The 17,358-nt window shown below is 73.2% G+C and carries 13 protein-coding genes; 7 read left to right on the top strand and 6 right to left on the bottom strand.

Going from position 1 to position 17,358, the window contains the following annotated elements; translation table 11 throughout:
- The first annotated feature begins 10 nt into the window (after positions 1-10).
- A complete protein-coding gene (locus NQO67_RS19940; RefSeq protein WP_255951651.1) occupies positions 11-745 on the top strand; it encodes a response regulator in 735 nt (244 codons plus the stop codon).
- 19 nt (positions 746-764) lie between these two features.
- On the opposite strand, the gene NQO67_RS19935 is transcribed toward NQO67_RS19940, so the two are convergent.
- The 5 genes from NQO67_RS19935 to NQO67_RS19915 all read right to left on the bottom strand — a co-directional run bounded on the left by NQO67_RS19935 (position 765) and on the right by NQO67_RS19915 (position 8,352).
- A complete protein-coding gene (locus NQO67_RS19935; protein WP_255951425.1) occupies positions 765-2,129 on the bottom strand; it encodes an RNA polymerase sigma factor in 1,365 nt (454 codons plus the stop codon).
- Between the two features lie 172 nt (positions 2,130-2,301).
- Positions 2,302-4,206, bottom strand: a complete 1,905-nt coding sequence (dnaG, locus tag NQO67_RS19930; protein WP_255951424.1) for a DNA primase — start codon at positions 4,204-4,206, stop codon at positions 2,302-2,304.
- 282 nt (positions 4,207-4,488) lie between these two features.
- Complete coding sequence (locus NQO67_RS19925) at positions 4,489-5,748, bottom strand: NAD(P)/FAD-dependent oxidoreductase (RefSeq protein ID WP_255951423.1); 1,260 nt, start codon at positions 5,746-5,748, stop codon at positions 4,489-4,491.
- 162 nt (positions 5,749-5,910) lie between these two features.
- Positions 5,911-7,350 (bottom strand): deoxyguanosinetriphosphate triphosphohydrolase, encoded by a 1,440-nt coding sequence (locus NQO67_RS19920; RefSeq protein WP_255951422.1) that lies wholly within the window; start codon positions 7,348-7,350, stop codon positions 5,911-5,913.
- A gap of 96 nt (positions 7,351-7,446) precedes the next feature.
- Positions 7,447-8,352, bottom strand: coding sequence for a sirohydrochlorin chelatase (locus tag NQO67_RS19915; protein WP_255951421.1), 906 nt, complete (start codon positions 8,350-8,352; stop codon positions 7,447-7,449).
- Positions 8,353-8,935: 583 nt separating this feature from the next.
- Between NQO67_RS19915 and NQO67_RS19910 the strand changes: the two genes are divergently transcribed.
- On the top strand, positions 8,936-9,547 hold the full coding sequence (locus tag NQO67_RS19910; protein ID WP_255951420.1) for a SanA/YdcF family protein: 612 nt from the start codon (positions 8,936-8,938) through the stop codon (positions 9,545-9,547).
- 475 nt (positions 9,548-10,022) lie between these two features.
- Positions 10,023-12,119 carry a molybdopterin oxidoreductase family protein gene (locus tag NQO67_RS19905; protein WP_374119040.1) on the top strand — a complete coding sequence of 699 codons (2,097 nt, stop codon included), beginning with the start codon at positions 10,023-10,025 and terminating at the stop codon, positions 12,117-12,119.
- 3 nt (positions 12,120-12,122) lie between these two features.
- Here NQO67_RS19905 and cutA read toward each other — a convergent pair whose 3' ends face one another.
- Positions 12,123-12,452, bottom strand: coding sequence for a divalent-cation tolerance protein CutA (cutA, locus tag NQO67_RS19900; protein ID WP_255951650.1), 330 nt, complete (start codon positions 12,450-12,452; stop codon positions 12,123-12,125).
- Between the two features lie 299 nt (positions 12,453-12,751).
- Between cutA and NQO67_RS19895 the strand changes: the two genes are divergently transcribed.
- The 4 genes from NQO67_RS19895 to NQO67_RS19880 all read left to right on the top strand — a co-directional run bounded on the left by NQO67_RS19895 (position 12,752) and on the right by NQO67_RS19880 (position 17,323).
- The gene (locus NQO67_RS19895; protein ID WP_255951418.1) at positions 12,752-14,404 is read left to right on the top strand and encodes a M4 family metallopeptidase; all 1,653 of its coding nucleotides are present in this window, start codon (positions 12,752-12,754) and stop codon (positions 14,402-14,404) included.
- Between the two features lie 116 nt (positions 14,405-14,520).
- Positions 14,521-14,976, top strand: a complete 456-nt coding sequence (gene soxR, locus NQO67_RS19890) for a redox-sensitive transcriptional activator SoxR (protein ID WP_255951417.1) — start codon at positions 14,521-14,523, stop codon at positions 14,974-14,976.
- A gap of 243 nt (positions 14,977-15,219) precedes the next feature.
- Positions 15,220-15,756, top strand: a complete 537-nt coding sequence (locus NQO67_RS19885; RefSeq protein ID WP_255951416.1) for a hypothetical protein — start codon at positions 15,220-15,222, stop codon at positions 15,754-15,756.
- Positions 15,757-15,913: 157 nt separating this feature from the next.
- Complete coding sequence (locus NQO67_RS19880) at positions 15,914-17,323, top strand: NAD(P)/FAD-dependent oxidoreductase (protein ID WP_255951415.1); 1,410 nt, start codon at positions 15,914-15,916, stop codon at positions 17,321-17,323.
- Positions 17,324-17,358: the final 35 nt, after the last annotated feature.

Genomic DNA, 17,358 nt, shown 5'->3' with positions numbered 1-17,358 from the left:
GCCGCCGGGGATGTCACCGGGGACACCACCAGCGGTACCGCCGGCGCTGGCCGCGCCCGTGCGCGTACTGCTCGCCGACGACCAGCCGCTGGTGCGTGCCTCGCTGGACATGATCATCACTGACGCCCCGGACCTCACGGTGGTCGGCGAGGCCGGCACCGGCGCCGAGGCCGTCCGGCTGGCCGGCGAGCTAAGCGCCGACGTGGTCGTCATGGACATCCGCATGCCCGGCATGGACGGCATCGAGGCCACCCGGATCATCGCCCAGGGCGCCTCGGCCCGTGCCGGCACCCCGCGCGTCCTCATCCTGACCACGTTCGACCAGGACGACCACGTCTACGGCGCGCTGCGCGCCGGCGCCTCCGGCTTCCTCGTCAAGGACATGGCGCTCGACGACATCCTCGCCGCGATCCGTGTGGTGGCCGCCGGCAACGCCCTCATCGCCCCGACGGTCACCCGGCGGCTGATCGCGCAGTTCGCCCGCCAGGCGCCGGCGACCGGGCCGGCCGTGGACGCCCGCGGACCGGCGCGGCTCGCCGCGATCACCGCCCGGGAACGGGAGATCCTCACCCTCGTCGGCCTGGGCCGCTCCAACGCCGAGATCGCGGCGGACCGCTGCATCTCCACCGCGACCGCGAAGACCTACGTCTCCCGGCTGCTCACCAAGCTGGACGCCCGGGACCGCGTGCAACTGGTGATCATCGCCTACGAGTCCGGGCTCGTCGGCGACCGCCGGGACCCCTGAGCGCCGGGCCGCCGATGCCTCAGTCCAGATAGCCCCTGAGCTGGTCGGCCAGGGCGTGGTCGCGGAGCTTGCCGAGCGTCTTGGACTCGATCTGGCGGATCCGCTCGCGGGTGACGCCGAAGATCCGGCCGATCTCCTCCAGGGTGCGGGGCCGTCCGTCCGCGAGCCCGTACCGCAACTGCACCACCTTGCGCTCCCGCTCCTTCAGGGTGGAGAGCACCGCCTCCAGGTGCTCGCGCAGCAGCAGGAACGCGGCCGACTCCACGGGCGAGGCGGCGTCGCCGTCCTCGATGAGGTCGCCGAGGGCGACGTCGTCCTCCTCGCCCACCGGGGCATGCAGCGACACCGGCTCCTGCGCGAGCCGCAGCACCTCGCTGACCCGCTCGGCCGTCAGGCCGAGTTGGCCGGCGACCTCGTCCGGTGTCGGCTCGTGGCCGCGCTCCTGGAGCATGCGGCGCTGCACGCGGACGACGCGGTTGATCAGCTCGACGACATGGACGGGGACACGGATGGTGCGGGCCTGGTCGGCGAGCGCCCGTGACATGGCCTGGCGTATCCACCAGGTCGCGTAGGTGGAGAACTTGTAGCCACGGGTGTAGTCGAACTTCTCGACGGCCCTGATCAGGCCGAGGTTTCCCTCCTGCACCAGATCGAGCATGGTCAGCCCGCGGCCCACGTACCGCTTGGCGACGGAGACCACGAGCCGCAGGTTCGCCTCGATCAGCCGCCGCTTGGCCATCCTGCCCCGCACCACCAGGCGGTCCAGGTCCAGGGCCAGTTGGGAGTCCAGGTCGGCGGCGCCGGTCAGCCGTTCCTCAGCGAAGAGACCGGCCTCCACGCGGCGGGCCAGCTCCACCTCGTCCACGGCGGTGAGCAACGGGATCCGGCCGATCTCGCGGAGATACTGGCGGAAGAGGTCGGATGACGGCCCCTGCGCGTCGGTACGCGTCCGGGCGCGGGAATCCGGCGCCGCGACCTGGCCGATTTCCATCGCATCGACCACGTCCGACACGGCCGGGTCCGCCGTCGTGGCGGATCTGCCGGTATCCGGTGGATCGTCGGAGCTCGCGGCTGACGCGGCTTCAGGATGCCCCGCCGGCTGGCTCTGTGCGGGGACGGCGGGGAGGACATCGGTCTCCCCCAGTCCCTCCAGGGCCTGCGCGGTGCCCCCGGCGCGGGTTTTCGTGGCGCTGTCGGTGTGGGTGAGGGTCCGGGTCTGCACGGGGGCGACCTCCAGGGTGATCGCTGCTGTGGCGTGCGACAGCCTTGTGACGGGCTCGGCGTCGGCGGCCGTGCCGCCATCCGGCCCGTATGCGATGAGCGAATTCGCGGGGGTGGGACGCCCGCCATGGACGGGCCGACCGCGCTTCGAGGACTCAGGCACCGCACCCAGTGTGCGCTACGACACATCCTTGCCACGAGGGGCGTGCGCCCATTTTTTGAGTCCGTTCCGTGACCGGTTGGTTACCGACGCACGGAAGGCGCACAGAAGCGTAGAAGCGAACGTTTCCGCCAAAAGATTCCGCCTCGCTCGCGTGCGGGCGCCGGAGCGGGAATCAGAGGGCGTCCGCGCCCCGCTCGCGCAGTGACTGCCCGTACTTCTGGAGCACCCAGAGCTCGTTCTGGACGGCGGCCAGTTGGGCCGGGTCGCCGCTGGTGGACAGGCGGGTCAGAGTGATCTGGATGTCGCGTACCCGGCGCTCGACGGCGCGCAGCCGGACGGTGACCAGGAGTTCGTTCACGTACACGGCGTCGACGGTCTTGCGCAGCACCGGTTCGACCGCCAGCTCGGTGACCATGGCGCGCACGGCGTCGTCCGGTGCGGCCTCGCGGACCCGGACCAGATACGCCTGCGGGTCCTGGCTGCCGTGTTCGGCGCCGCCGGCCTCCTCGATGGCGATGCGCACCGCCGTGTACGGCGGGGCGGTGAACTCGTCGGCCTCGTAGGCGTCGAACGCCGGGGAGACGAGCTCCGGGTATTGCAGGGCGAGTTTCAGCAGCTCGCGTTCGGTCTTGAAGACCGGGTTGCGCAGGGTCAGGGCGGGGCCCCGGGCACCTGTGCGCGCCCCTGACGGGTACGCCTGCTCCGGTGCCGCGGGCCGCTGGCCGGCCGCCCGGCCGCCGCCCCCGCCGCCCCGGCGGCTGAGGTAGCCGACCTTGTCGACCACGAACTCCGGGTCCAGGATGCCGACCAGGCCGGCCAGTTGCACCGCCACCTCGCGCCGGGTGCTGCGGTCCTTGATCCGGGCCACCACCGGCGCCGCCTCGTCCAGCGCGGCCGCCCGGCCCGCCGGGGTCTCCAGGTCGTAGCGTGCGACGATCTGCCGCAGCGCGAACTCGAAGAGCGGGGTGCGGGGCTGGACCAGGTCGCGCACCGTGTCGTCCCCCTTGGCGAGGCGCAGCTCGCAGGGGTCCATGCCGTCCGGCGCGATGGCGATGTAGGTCTCGGCCGCGAACTTCTGGTCGTCCTCGAAGGCCCGCAGCGCCGCCTTCTGCCCGGCGGCGTCACCGTCGAAGGTGAAGATCACACGGGCCGAGCCGTTGTCCATCAGCAGCCGGCGGAGGATCTTGATGTGCTCGCTGCCGAAGGCGGTGCCGCAGGTCGCGATGGCGGTGGGGACGCCGGCGAGGTGGCAGGCCATGACGTCCGTGTAGCCCTCGACGACGACGGCCCGGCTGGCCTTGGCGATCTCCTTCTTGGCGAGGTCGATGCCGTAGAGGACCTGGGACTTCTTGTAGATCGCGGTGTCGGGGGTGTTGAGGTACTTGGGGCCGGTGTCGTCGTCGCGCAGCCGGCGTGCGCCGAAGCCGACGACGTCGCCGGCGATGTCCCGGATCGGCCACATCAGACGGCCGCGGAAGCGGTCGATGGGGCCGCGGCGGCCCTCCTGGGAGAGCCCCGAGAGCAGCAGCTCCCGGTCGGTGAAGCCCTTGCCGCGCAGATAGCGGGTGAGGTGGTCCCAGCCCGCCGGGCTGTAGCCGACGCCGAAGTGCACCGCGGACGCCTGGTCGAAGCCGCGTTCGGCGAGGAAGAGGCGGCCCGCTTCGGCCTCGGGGCTGGAGTCGAGCTGCTCCGCGTAGTACTGGGCCGCGAACTTGTGCGCCTCCACCAGGCGGATGCGCTCGCCACGCTGGTGCGAAGGGTTGTAGCCGCCCTCCTCGTAGCGCAGCGTGATGCCGGCCTGGGCCGCGAGGCGCTCGACCGCCTCCGAGAAGGTGAGGTGGTCGACCTTCATCACGAACGTGATGGTGTCGCCGCCCTCCTGGCAGCCGAAGCAGTGGAAGAGGCCCTTGCTCGGGCTGATCTGGAAGGACGGGGACTTCTCGTCGTGGAAGGGGCACAGGCCCTTCAGGTTGCCGCCGCCGGCGGCGCGCAGTTGCAGGTACTCGGAGACCACGGCGTCGATCGGGACCGCGTCCCGTACCGCCTTCACGTCCTCGTCGTTGATCCTGCCTGCCACGGCGCCGATTCTACGGCGCCGTGGAGTGGGGGTGGTGGGGTGTGGGGTGGTGCCCTTTGTCGTGGGGCACCCCGCCCCCTCGGTGCCCCTGCGGGGTGCGGTCCCCAACGGGGGCGCGGGACTCTGCTGATGTGCGGCTCCGCCGCGTGGGCGCGCCCAGCCACGATGCGACCTTGCAGGTCGCCACCGGCCCGAAGGGGCTGTCTCTGTCGTGTCCGGACCACTGGCCGGTGGGGGCCGGTCGCGCAGTTCCCCGCGCCCCTTATCAGGCGCTGCACGCCATTACGGGACCAGGGAGTCCAGCGGGACCGTCGGGTCCGCCAGGGCCGTGGTGTCCACCTCGGTGCCGGAGCGGATCAGCTGTTGGATGGGGTCTGTGACATCCCACACGTTGACGTTCATACCGGCCAGCACGCGTCCCTCCTTCAGCCAGAACGCGATGAACTCGCGCTTGGGTGCGTCGCCGCGCAGCACCACCTGGTCGTACGAGCCGGGCGGTGCCCAGCCGGAGTACTCCAGGCCGACGTCGTACTGGTCGGAGAAGAAGTACGGCACCCGCTCGTAGGTGACGTCCTGGCCGAGCATGGCGCGGGCCGCGGCGGGGCCGCCGTTCAGGGCGTTCGCCCAGTGTTCGACGCGCAGGGTGCCGAAGAGCGGGTGCTGGGCGGCGGCCACGTCGCCGGCCGCGTAGATGTCCGGGTCCGAGGTGCGCAACGAGGAGTCCACGGCGATGCCGCCGCCGTGCGCCCGGTCGACCAGGTCGAGGCCGGCGGACTCGGCGAGCGCGGTACGGGGGGCGGCGCCGATCGCGGCGAGCACGTCGTGCGCCGGGTGCTCGTCGCCGTCGTCGGTGCGGGCCGCGAGCACCATGCCGTCCTGGCCGACGATCTCGGTGAGCCGGGCACCGAAGTGGAAGCGGACGCCGTGCTCGGCGTGCAGATCGGTGAAGATCTGGCCGACCTCGGGTCCGAGCACCCCGTACAGCGGGCTGGCCTGCGGTTCCACGATGGTGACCTCGGCGCCGTACTCACGGGCGGCGGCGGCCACCTCCAGGCCGATCCAGCCGCCGCCGGCGATGACGATGTGACCGTTGTCACGACCGAGGGAGGCGAGCACGCCGCGCAGTCGCTCGGCGTGGGCGAGCCGGCGCAGGTGGTGCACGCCGGCCAGGCCGGTGCCGGGGATGTCGAGCCGGCGGGGCTCCGCGCCGGTGGCCAGAAGCAGCTTGTCGTAGTGCACGAGGGTGCCGTCGCCGAGCCGGACCGCCTTGCCCGCCCGGTCGATGGCCACGGCCGTCTGGCCGAGGTGCAGCTCGATGTCGTTCTGTGCGTACCAGGCGGCGTCATGGACGAAGGCTTTGTCGCGTGCGTCCTTGCCCTGTAGGTAGCCCTTGGACAGCGGTGGCCGTTCGTAGGGATGGTCGCGCTCGTCGCAGATGAGGATCACCCGGCCGGTGAACCCCTCGGAACGCAACGCCTCGGCCGCCTTCGCGCCGGCCAGGCCGCCTCCGACGATGACGAACGTCTGATCCGCGTCGACCACTTGGTGCCTCCTCCTCGTAACCGTGGCGCACTAATGGCGCACTATGCGAGCCTCCCGCACCCTGCCTGTCGTCGGAAGGGGGAGTGGCCCGAACAGGCCAGTGAACATCACACCCGCCGCCTCGGGGCAAGCCCGCGCGGCCCGCCGGCCCAGCCGCCCATATCAGGACATGGTCATACCACCTGACGCGGTGAGACGAAGGTGCAGGGCGCGGGCCGAGGCATCCGTGAGCGAGGCGATCTGATCAACGATGACGCGTTTGCGTGCACGATCATCGGCTGCCCTGTCGAACATGGCGCGGAACTGCGGATCGAGGCCGTCCGGTGCCCGCGCGGTGAGCGCGTCGGCCAGTTCGGCGACGACGATGCGCTGGTCGGCACGGAGCCGGGCCTGCTCGTCGCGCTGCATCACGTACAGGTCGGCGACCGCCTTGAGGACGGCACATTCGTGGCGGGCGCCGGGCGGTACGACGAGTTCGGCGGCGTACCGGGTGAGGCCGACGGCCGAATCCTGCTGGCCGCCCTGCCGGACGTGCCGCCGGCCGCTGCCGGGGCCCGGACCCCACCGGGCGTGCGTGGCCTCCTCGGCGGCCAGGCAGAACCGGCCGATGAGTTGACTGGTCGCGTCCTTCAGACGGGCCTGCGCGACCGCCGAACCGTCGTATCCGTGCGGCCACCAGTCCTGCGCCATCAGGCGGTCGAGCGCCGCGGACAGCTCCTCGGGATCGGTGTCCACGGGCACGTAGCGGCCGATCGCGACGTCGAAGACGGCACGGCGCTCCGGCTCGGCGTGCAGCGCGCCCGGGTCGACGTGCCCGGCGTGCAGGCCGTCCTCGAAGTCGTGGACCGAGTAGGCCACGTCGTCCGACCAGTCCATGACCTGGGCCTCGAAGCAGGTGCGGTACGGCGGGGCGCCCCTGCGGATCCAGTCGAAGACGGGCCGGTCGTCGTCGTAGACGCCGAACTTCGGGGACGCCGGGTCGGTCGGGTGACCACCGCACGGCCAGGGGTACTTGGTGGCGGCGTCCAGGGCCGCACGGGTGAGGTTCAGGCCGACGCTGATCAGCTCGCCGTCCGGGGCGCCGTCGGGGCGGCTGCCGGGCGGCGCGAGTGCGCCGGCGTGCACGAACCGTTTGGGCTCCAGGCGGGTGAGCAGCCGCAGCGACTGGGCGTTGCCCTCGAAACCACCGCAGTCCTGCGCCACCTCGTTCAGCGCCTGCTCGCCGTTGTGCCCGAAGGGCGGGTGCCCCAGGTCGTGGGAGAGGCAGGCGGTCTCCACCAGGTCCGGATCGCAGCCCAGCGCGGCGCCCAGCTCGCGGCCCACCTGCGCGCACTCCAGGGAGTGCGTCAGACGGGTACGGGGGCTGGGGTCCCAGGCCTGCGGTCGGGTGCCCGGCGTGACGACCTGGGTCTTGCCGGCGAGCCTGCGCAGCGCGGCGGAGTGCAGCACCCGCGCGCGGTCGCGTTGGAAGGCGGTGCGTCCGGGGCGCTTGTCGGGTTCGGTGGCCCAGCGCTCCAAGGACGCGGCGTCATACGACGCGGAGTGCCGGGCGTTCACGGACGCGACCTCCGGCGTGCCCGGTGTGGTGCCTTTGCCTGCCATGACCCGACAGTAGACGGTCCGGGCCGGTCCCGGCGTCAGAGCACCCGGATCGGCCCGGCGCGGTGGGGCTTCTCGATGGGGAGGGCGGTCCGGGTGTCAGGCGGGGGTGAGCCGGCGTGGCCGCGGGCGGGGGCGTGCGCGCTGGCTCGGGGGCAGGGTGAGCGCCTCGTCGTAGCGGTGCCACAGGAGACGGGCCAACGCCGGGTGCGCTCCGAGCGGGGCGGCGGCGGGGCCGGCCGACGCCGCCGCGCACTGCATGGCGAACCGGCCCGGGGCGGTGAAGTACGAGGCGACCGCGGTCTGTCGCCAGCCGCCGAGCGCGAGCATCCGCAGCGCCTGCGGCACGGTGGGCTCGGCGGCGGAGGCGTAGGCCGTCACCACCGGCACGCCCAGGCGCCGGGCCAGCAGGGCGGCGGTGCGCCGGGCGTCCACGGCGGCGTTCGGATCCCGCGAGCCCGCGGCGGCCAGCACGACGGCCCGGTCGTGCGGGCGGGGGGCACGGCGGAGCGGGGCGTCGATCCCGGGGGCGATCGGGACGGTCGGGACGGTGGAGGAGTGCCGTGTGGCGGACGGTGCGCCGGCGGCCCAGCCCGCTTCGATCAGGCGGTCGTGCAGGACCTCGGCGAGCAACGGGTGGGGACCCAACGGAGCGGCGACACGGGCGTCCAGGTGCGGGGCGGCAGCGGCCTCGTACGGAATGTCGTGGGTGATGTGGTGGCCGCGGCTGAGCAGCAGCGGAACCAGTATCGCGGGACCGGGCGGCAGCGCGGCGAGGGTGTCGGCGAGCAGCGGCTCGTTCAGCTCGATGTGGCCCAGGTGCACCGGCACGCCGGGGCGCAGCTCGCGCACCCGGTCGAGCAGCGCCCGCACCGTCGTGAGGGCGGCCGGCTCCCGGCTGCCGTGCGCCACCGCGACCAGGGCGGGCCCGGGGCCGTCCGGATGACGCGTGGACACGCCGCCGTGGGAGGCGGTGCGGGAGCTCGGGGGCGGGAAGACCGTCATGCCGCTGATGGTGGCCGTGACACGTTGCCGTTGCGTTGCACGGCGGTGACGGGCGCTTTCCCCGTGGCTCACGGCGCGTGGCCGGCGGCGCGCGCCGTGGGGCGGGGGAGGCCGGGCGGGTGACGCGGCGGTGCGGGACGCGAGGCACATGACGGACGGTCTCCCGGCCCGCGGGCGTTGGCACGCCCGGCCGCGTGGGCGTTGTCAGTGCGATGTCTTACGGTGGGTCACGGCTGGTCGGTCTCCGGCGGATGCGGCGGCCGGCCCGGATCCGGTCGGCACAGGGCGGGCACGGCGCGTACGGACGGGTACGGGCGCGTACCCGCCGTTCGGGGGACGCAGGGGACCACGGGGGCACGGGGCACGGGGCACGGGGGCTGGTATGGCAGGTATCGAGGGCGCGCGAAGCGAACGGCAAGGGCGGCAGCCGACGCGGTGGTGGTCGCGGCTCACACGCCGGCGAGCACGGCCGCATGAGGAGGCGGACGGGCAGCGCCGGCCGCCGGCGGGCGGATCGCGGTGGTCGGCGTGGCTCCGGGTGCCGCGTACCCGGGCGGGCCGTCGGCATGCGGTGCAGGCGGTCATGGGGCTCTGCGTGCTGGCGCTGCTGCCGGCCACCTGGATGTTCGTCACCTCGGCCGATCGGCTGCGCACCCCGGCGGACGTGCCGCGCACCGAGGTCGCCCTGGTCTTCGGCGCCGGACTGTGGGCCGGCGAGCCGTCCCCGTACCTGGCCCACCGGCTGGACGCCGCGGCCGAGCTGTACCGCACCGGCCGGATCAAGGTCGTCCTGGTCACCGGCGACAACAGCCGCAAGGACTACGACGAGCCGAGCGCCATGCGTGCCTACCTGATCCGGCACGGCGTGCCCGACCGCCGCATCGTCAGCGACTACGCGGGCTTCGACACCTGGGACTCGTGCGTGCGCGCCAGAAAGGTCTTCGGGGTGCACCGCGCGGTCCTGATCAGTCAGGAGTTCCACATACGCCGCGCGGTGGCCCTGTGCCGTGCGGCCGGCGTCGCCCCGTACGGCATCGGCGTCACCGACGTCCGCGACACGACCTGGTACTACGGCGCCACGCGAGAGGTCTTCGCGGCCGGCAAGGCCGCCCTGGACGCGCTCTTCCAGCCCGACCCGCACTTCCTGGGTCCGCACGAGCAGGGGGTGACACGGGCACTCGCGTCGGACGGGTGACGACGGGCGGCCCACCACGCGGTCGGGCGGCACCCGTCCGCTCTCCCGGGTCCGTCGGCACCGGCCCGCTGACCCGGGTCCGTCAGCACCCGCCCGCTGACCAGGGTCCGGCGGCACCCGCCCGCTCACCCAGGTCCGTCGGCACCCGCGGCGCGCTCCAGGGACCGCACCGGGACGGGCCAGGACTTCCACCTCCGCGTCGCTCGTCGTCGACGGTGCCGTGGGCGCGGAGGCGTCCCGCACCCGCACCGGGGTCCCCCGCCCTCACCGCGCCGGGCGCCCGGAGAGGGAGCCCGGCGTACCGCGGGCGTAACGCCCGCGGGCGGGGCCCGTAACACGTTCGGGGGACCGTGCGGTTATGCAGTCGCCGACCTCCGCCGCACCGGCCCGTACCCCGGGCAGCCCCGCCGCGCCGCACCCGGCCGCGCCCGCCGTGACCGCCACCCACTGTCCGTACTGCGCCCTCCAGTGCGGCATGAACCTTTCCGCCGGATCTGGCGGTGTGCAGGTGCTGGAGCGCACCGAGTTCCCGGTGAACCGCGGCGCGCTCTGCGGCAAGGGCCGCACCGCCCCGGCCCTGCTCTCCCCCGCCACCCGGCTGACCGAGCCGCTGGTGCGCGGTGCCTCCGGGCAGCTGGAGCCGGCGAGCTGGCCGGACGCGCTGGACCGGGTGGCCGAGGGGCTGTCGCGGGTACGGACGGCACACGGACCGGACGCCTGCGGGGTGTTCGGCGGCGGCGGGCTGACGAACGAGAAGGCCTATGCGCTGGGGAAGTTCGCTCGGGTGGTGCTGGGCACCTCGCAGATCGACTACAACGGCAGGTTCTGCATGTCGTCGGCGGCGGCCGGCCAGCAACGGGCGTTCGGCCTGGACCGCGGGCTGCCGTTTCCGCTGGCGGACGTGGCCCGCACGGGCTGCGTGATCCTGGTCGGCGCCAACCCCGCCGAGACGATGCCGCCCGCGGTGCGGTACCTCACGGAGCTGAAGGAGAACGGCGGACGGCTGATCGTCGTCGACCCGCGCCGCACCAGGACCGCCGAGCAGGCCGACCTGCACCTGGCGCCACGCCCCGGCACCGACCTGGCGCTGGCCCTGGGGCTGCTGCACCTGGTGGTGGCCGAGGGTCACACGGACGAGGCGTTCATCGCGGCGCGCACCAGCGGTTGGGAGCAGGCCCGGGCCGTGGCGATGGCGCACTGGCCGGAGTACGTGGAGCGGATCACCGGTGTGCCGGTACCGCAGCTGCGGGAGGCCGTGCGGCTGTTCTGCACCGCACCGGAGTCGATGGTGCTCACGGCGCGCGGGCCCGAGCAGCAGTCCAAGGGCACCGACACCGTCGCGGCATGGATCAACCTGTGCCTCGCCACCGGCCGCGCCGGCCGTCCGCGATCCGGCTACGGCTGCCTCACCGGGCAGGGCAACGGGCAGGGCGGGCGCGAGCACGGCCAGAAGGCGGACCAGCTGCCCGGTTACCGCAAGCTGACCGACCCGGCCGCCCGCCGCCATGTGGCCGGGGTGTGGGGCGTCGACCCGGACCGCCTGCCCGGTCCCGGCCGTAGCGCCTACGAACTGCTGGACGCGCTGGGCGACGACGTGCGGGCGCTGCTGGTGATGGGTTCCAACCCGGTGGTGTCCGCGCCGCGCGCCGCACACGTGGAGGAGCGGATCCGGTCCCTGGACTTCCTGGCGGTGGCCGATGTGGTGCTCTCCGAGACGGCGGCGCTGGCCGACGTGGTGCTGCCGGTGACCCAGTGGGCCGAGGAGACCGGCACGGTCACCAACCTGGAGGGCCGGGTCCTGCTGCGGCGCCGGGCGGTGGCACCGCCGCCGGACGTCCGGTCCGACCTGTCCGTGCTCCGGGAGCTGGCCGCCCGGCTGGGTGTGTCGAAGGGTTTCCCCGAGGACCCGGAGGAGGTCTTCGCCGAACTCCGTCGGGCGTCCGCCGGCGGTCCTGCGGACTACTCCGGCATCAGCTACCGCCGCCTGACGGACGAGCAGGGCGTCTTCTGGCCCTGCCCGGAAACGCCGCCGGGCGCGGCCGCGGCTCCGCGCACCCGCACCGGGTCCGGCGGCGGCGAGGCACCCCCGCCGGACGCACACCCCGGCACCCCCCGCCTCTTCCTGGAGCGTTTCGCGACGGACGACGGGAGGGCCCGGTTCGTGCCGGTGGCGCATCGGCCGGCTGCGGAGGAGCCGGACGAGACGTACCCGGTGCTGCTCACCACCGGACGGGTACTGGCGCAGTACCAGTCGGGCGCGCAGACCCGGCGGGTCAAGGAGCTGAACGCGGCGGCGCCGGGCCCGTTCGTGCAGCTCCACCCGCGGTTGGCCGCGCGGATCGGGGTGGCCGAGGGCGACCGGGTGGCCGTCGTCTCCCGCCGCGGGCGGGCCGTCGCACCGGCCCGGCTCAGTTCCGGGATCCGGGCGGACACCGTCTTCATGCCGTTCCACTGGCCGGGCGAGGGCAGGGCCAACACGGTGACCAATCCGGTACTCGATCCGGTCTCCCGCATGCCGGAGTTCAAGGTGTGCGCGGTCCGGGTGGAGCGGGCGGAGCTAGCCGAGGAGTAGTCCTCACCCCGCCGTCTCCTGCTCCAACCAGGTGAGGTAGTCCGTGCTGCCGCGGACCACCGGCGTGGCGATGATCTCCGGGGTGTCGTAGTCGTGCTCGGCGATGAGCCAGTTCTCCAGCTCGGGGTAGCGGCCCTCGGTCGTCTTGAACAGGATCTGCCACTCCTGCGCGGTCTCGATCTCGCCCTTCCACCGGTAGACGGAGGTGACGGGCCCGTTGATCTGCGCGCAGGCCGCGATGCGCAGCTCCACGGCGCCGCGCGCCAGGCGCTCCGCCTTGTCCGCGGCGTCCGTGGTGGTCAGCACGGTCAACCAGAGCGACGGGTTGGTGATCGTGGTCATCGGGCGTGCTCCCCTCGTCGTGCGGTCCGCTCACGGATCCGTGCCGCACCGTCACCAGTCATGTGCCGCGCCATCTGCGGTCATGTCCGCACCATCACCGGTCATGTCCGCACCGTACGTGTCCGCCGCTCCGCCGGCTCGCCGAGATGGTGCCGCCCCCTTCAAGCCTGCACTGCGTCTCCACCGGGGCGGTATGGACAGTTAATGTCATGAACCTTTAAACCTACTGAAGACAGCACCGTGCCCCACCAGGCGCTCTCCACGCTCCTTCAGGAGGTCGACGCACACCGATGAGACCGACTCCAGCATCCCGCATCTCCTCGAGCCTCACGGTCGTCGGCACCCTGGCGGCGACCGCCACCCTGCTGGCCGCCGCGCTGGCGCCCACCGCGGACGCCGACACGCCTACCCACTGGAGCCGCGCCCAAGCCATCCGACACGCCGACACGGCGCTCGCCGCCCACCCCAGCGCGCTGGACCTCACCGCGGCCGAGAAGACCGAGGTCCGCGATGTCATCGTGGATCCGAACGGCAGCCAGCACGTACGGTACGACCGCACCTACCACGGCCTGCCCGTGCTGGGCGGCGACTTCGTCGTCCATCTGGCACCGGACGGCAGCTACCGCGGCGCCGACCGGGCCGTACACGGGGATGTGAGCGTGCCCAGCGTCACCCCGTTGCTCTCCGCACAGCGGGCCAAGGGCCTCGGCACCGACGCGCTGCGCAGCGCGCACCGCTCGCAGCGGCTCAGCGGCGTCACCGCACGCTCCGAGTTGGTGGTCGACGCGCTGCACGGCACGCCCAAGCTGGCCTGGCGCACCAACACGGCGGGCAAGGACGCGCTCGGGAACCCGGTCGCCCGGGTGGTGCTCACCGACGCCGGCACCGGCGCCCGGATCGACTCCTGGGACTCCCTGGAGAGCGCCACGGGCGACGGAAAATCGCTGTACAGCGGCACCGTGCCGCTGAACACGACGCAGGGCAGCTCGGGCTACGAGCTCTCCGACGCCTCGCGCGGCGGCACGTACACCGGCGACGCGAACAACGAGAGCGACGTGTGCGTGCTGAACATCTGCATCGTCCGCGCCCCGGCCGACCTGTACACCGACGCCGACAACCACTGGGGCAGCGGCGACGAGTCCGATCGCGCGACCGCTGCCGTCGACGCCCAGTACGGCACCGACATGACGTGGGACTACTACAAGAACGTGCACGGCAGGAACGGCATAGCCGGCGACGGCAAGGGCTCGTTCAACCGGGTGCACTACGGCAACAAGTACAACAACGCCTTCTGGGACGACAACTGCTTCTGCATGACGTACGGGGACGGTGACGGCACCACGCTCGGCCCGCTGGTCGCGGTGGACGTCACCGGGCACGAGATGTCGCACGGCGTGACGGCGGCCACCGCCGGCCTCACGTACTCCGGCGAGTCCGGCGGGCTGAACGAGGCGACGTCCGACATCTTCGGCACCCTCGTCGAGTTCTACGCGAACAACTCCTCGGACCCGGGCGACTGGCTGATCGGCGAGAACATCGTCCGGGCCGGCCTCGGCTCCAAGGCGCTGCGGTTCATGGACCAGCCCTCCAAGGACGGCCAGTCGGCGGACTGCTGGAGCTCCGGCGTCGGCGACCTCGACGTGCACTACTCGTCCGGCGTCGCCAACCACTTCGCTTACCTGCTGGCCGAGGGCAGCGGCTCGAAGGTGGTGGGCGGCGTGCAGATGAACGGCACCACCTGCAACGACTCTTCGGTGACCGGCATCGGCCGGGACAAGCTGGGCGCGATCTGGTACCGCGCGCTGACGGTCTACATGACCTCGTCCACCGACTACGCCGGCGCCCGCAAGGCGACGCTGTCCGCGGCGAACGACCTCTACGGCGCGAACAGCACGGAGTCGAAGGCGGTCGCCGCTGCATGGTCGGCGGTCTCCGTCGACTAGCGTTCCTCTGATCGTCTTGGTGGCCGGGGCCCGCGGAGCAGGTCCCGGCCACCACCGCTCGGACCCTACTTGAACCATGGTTCAGGTCATGCGGTCGTCCGAGGTACCGTGCCCCCATGTCCTCGCACCTCGCCCCCCAGGCCAAAGAGCTCACCGTAGGAGAGCTGGCCGACCGCAGTGGTGTCGCCGCCTCGGCCCTGCGCTTCTACGAGCGCGAGGGCCTCATCAGCAGCCGCCGCACCTCGGGCAACCAGCGCCGCTACAGCCGCGACACGCTGCGCCGGGTCGCCTTCATCCGCACGTCGCAGCGGCTCGGCATTCCGCTGGCCGCCATCCGCGAGGCACTGGGACTGCTGCCGGAGGATCGCACGCCCACCCGCCAGGACTGGGCCCGGATCTCCGAGCGCTGGCGCGCCGACCTCGACGAACGCATCCGTACGCTGCAACGCCTGCGGGACGACCTGTCCGAGTGCATCGGCTGCGGCTGCCTCTCCCTGGACCGCTGTGCGCTGTCGAACCCGTACGACCGGCTGTCCACGCACGGCCCCGGACCGCGCCGGCTGATCGAATAGTCGCTGCCGGGGCCCCGCACCGCCCTTCCTCTCCCCCGCCCCGTCCGCTCCTCTCGACACTGACCTGCGACGACGCGGCTGTCACGGCATCAGGAACCGTTCGGCTGCGGTCCTTTTGGCCGTCTTGGACAGGCGTCGTGCGATGACCGGCAGTTATCTCGGTAGGGCAGGGACGTGACCGACCGTCACAGCGGTGCTTCAAGGGTGCCGCCGGCCTCGTCCTCGCAGGGAGGAGCGAGCTTCATGCGCACGGCTCACCTGGTGTCCGCTTCCGTCCTCGCCGCCGTCGCGAGCCTGGCCGCGGCACCGGCGCCCGCGTACGCCAGCGGGGGTGCCCGCAACCCGGACGCCCTGAAGGTCTCCCCGCTCACCGCCGCGCCCGGCGCCACCGTCACCGTGCACACCGCCGCATGCGGCTCGGGCAGCCTGGTCACCGGGGACGCGAGTGCGATCGGAGCCGGCGCGTTCCTGCTGGCCCCGGGGTCCGAGCGGGAGACCGCGGTCGGCAGCTTCCGGGTGCCCACGACCGTGCTCCCCGGCACCTACGAGATCGTCGCCACCTGCTCCCACGACCACCGGCGGGTGACCGCCGACCTCGCCGTGACCCCGGCCGCCGTCGAACGGCACGCGTACGCCGAAGTGGACCATGGTGCAACGGCGGACGGCGGCCTGCCCGGCCCCGTCTCCGCATCGACCGTGGGCGGTATCGCCGCCCTCGGTGCCGCCGCGGCCGGCGTCACCTGGCTGCTACAGCGCCGCGTACGGGGCACCGCGTACTAGAGCCCCGAAAGCCCTGTGTCCGCACCCCGTCTCCGCACCCCGTCGCCCCCGGGCCGCCCTCCCCTCACACCCCCACCGGCACCCCGCTGAGGGCAGCTTTCGACGGGGGTAACAAACGGGATCCGCTCGGGTAACACCCAGGACGCACGCTCAGGGCATGTCCTTGGAACCGTGTCCGCCCGCGTCGCACCCGCAGGCCGCCCCGAGCGCCGGCGGGGCCACCGGTGCCCTGGTGCCCGGCGTGCCACCGGGCCCCGTCGTGGTCGTCGGCGCCGGGCTCGCCGGTGCCCGGGTGGCCCAGCGGCTGGTGGACCGTGACGTCGTGCTCATCGGCGACGAGCCGCACGACCCGTACAACCGGGTGCTGCTCGCCGAGGTGCTCGCGGACCGTTACGGGCCCGAGGTGATCGCGCTGCCGCGGCCCGCCGGCGCGTTCCTGCGCACCCGCGCCACCCGTATCGACCGGGTCCGGCGTGCCGTGCACTGCGCGGACGGGACGGTGGTGCCGTACGGCACGCTGGTGCTCGCGACCGGTTCCAATCCGGTGCTGCCCCCGCTGCGCGGCCTGCTCGTGCCGGGTGCGGCGGAGCTGCCCGGCGGGGTGCACGCGTTCCGCACCATGGACGACTGCCTCGCGCTGTCGGCGGCGGTGCGGCCCGGTGTCCGTGCCGTCGTGGTGGGCGGTGGCCTGCTCGGCGTCTCCGCGGCCCGGGCGCTGGCCCAGCGGGGCGCCCAGGTGGTCCTCGCGCAGCAGGCCGAGCGACTGATGGAACGCCAGCTCGACCCGGCCGCCTCCCAGCTGGTGCACCGCCACCTGACCGCGCTCGGCGTGGAGGTGCACACCGCCTGCCGGGTGCGCGGCGTGGGCGTCACCGACGGCATCGTGCGCAGCGTCGAACTGGCCGACGGATACGTCCTCGGGACCGATCTGCTGGTGCTGGCCTGCGGGGTGCACCCGCGCACCGGGCTCGCCGCCGAAGCGGGGCTCGACGTGCAGCGCGGCATCGTCGTCGACGGCGAACTGCGCACCAGCGACCCCTGCATCCGGGCCATCGGGGACTGCGCGGAGCACGAAGGGCACCTCTACGGTCTGGCGACGCCCGCGCTCGACCAGGCCGACCTGCTCGCCCGCGCGCTCACCCCGCCGTACCCGCCGGTGGGTTACCGGGGCACCCGGGCGCTCACCCGGCTCACCCTGACCGGCGCTACCGGCCCTGCCGTGCGCCCGATGGTGCGCGCGGCGCACGGTGTGCCGGAAGCGTCCGGTGCGCCGGAGCCGCCCGGGCACGCGCTGCTCGAACTCGCCGCCTTCGGTGACCCCGACCCACGGCCCGGTGACGACGTCATACAGCTCGCCGACGCGACCCGCGGCACCTACCGCAAGGTGGTCGTCCGGGGTGACCGGCTGGTCGGCGGGGTGCTGCTGGGCGATCTCGGCACCGTGGGCGCGCTGGCCCGGGCGTGGGAGGTCGACGAGGAACTGCCGGACGACGACGGAGACGGCACCGAAGGCAGCGGCAACGGCGCCCCCCTGCTCCATCTGCTCACCCATGACGGAGGCTCCTGACCATGCCCACGGACACCCGCACCGACCTGGGCACC

It is taken from the genome of Streptomyces odontomachi, assembly GCF_024435355.1.
Taxonomy (GTDB): Bacteria; Actinomycetota; Actinomycetes; order Streptomycetales; family Streptomycetaceae; genus Streptomyces; species Streptomyces odontomachi.
The sequence above is the reverse complement of the archived record's forward strand: the minus strand, read 5'-3'. Positions and strand labels throughout refer to the sequence as shown.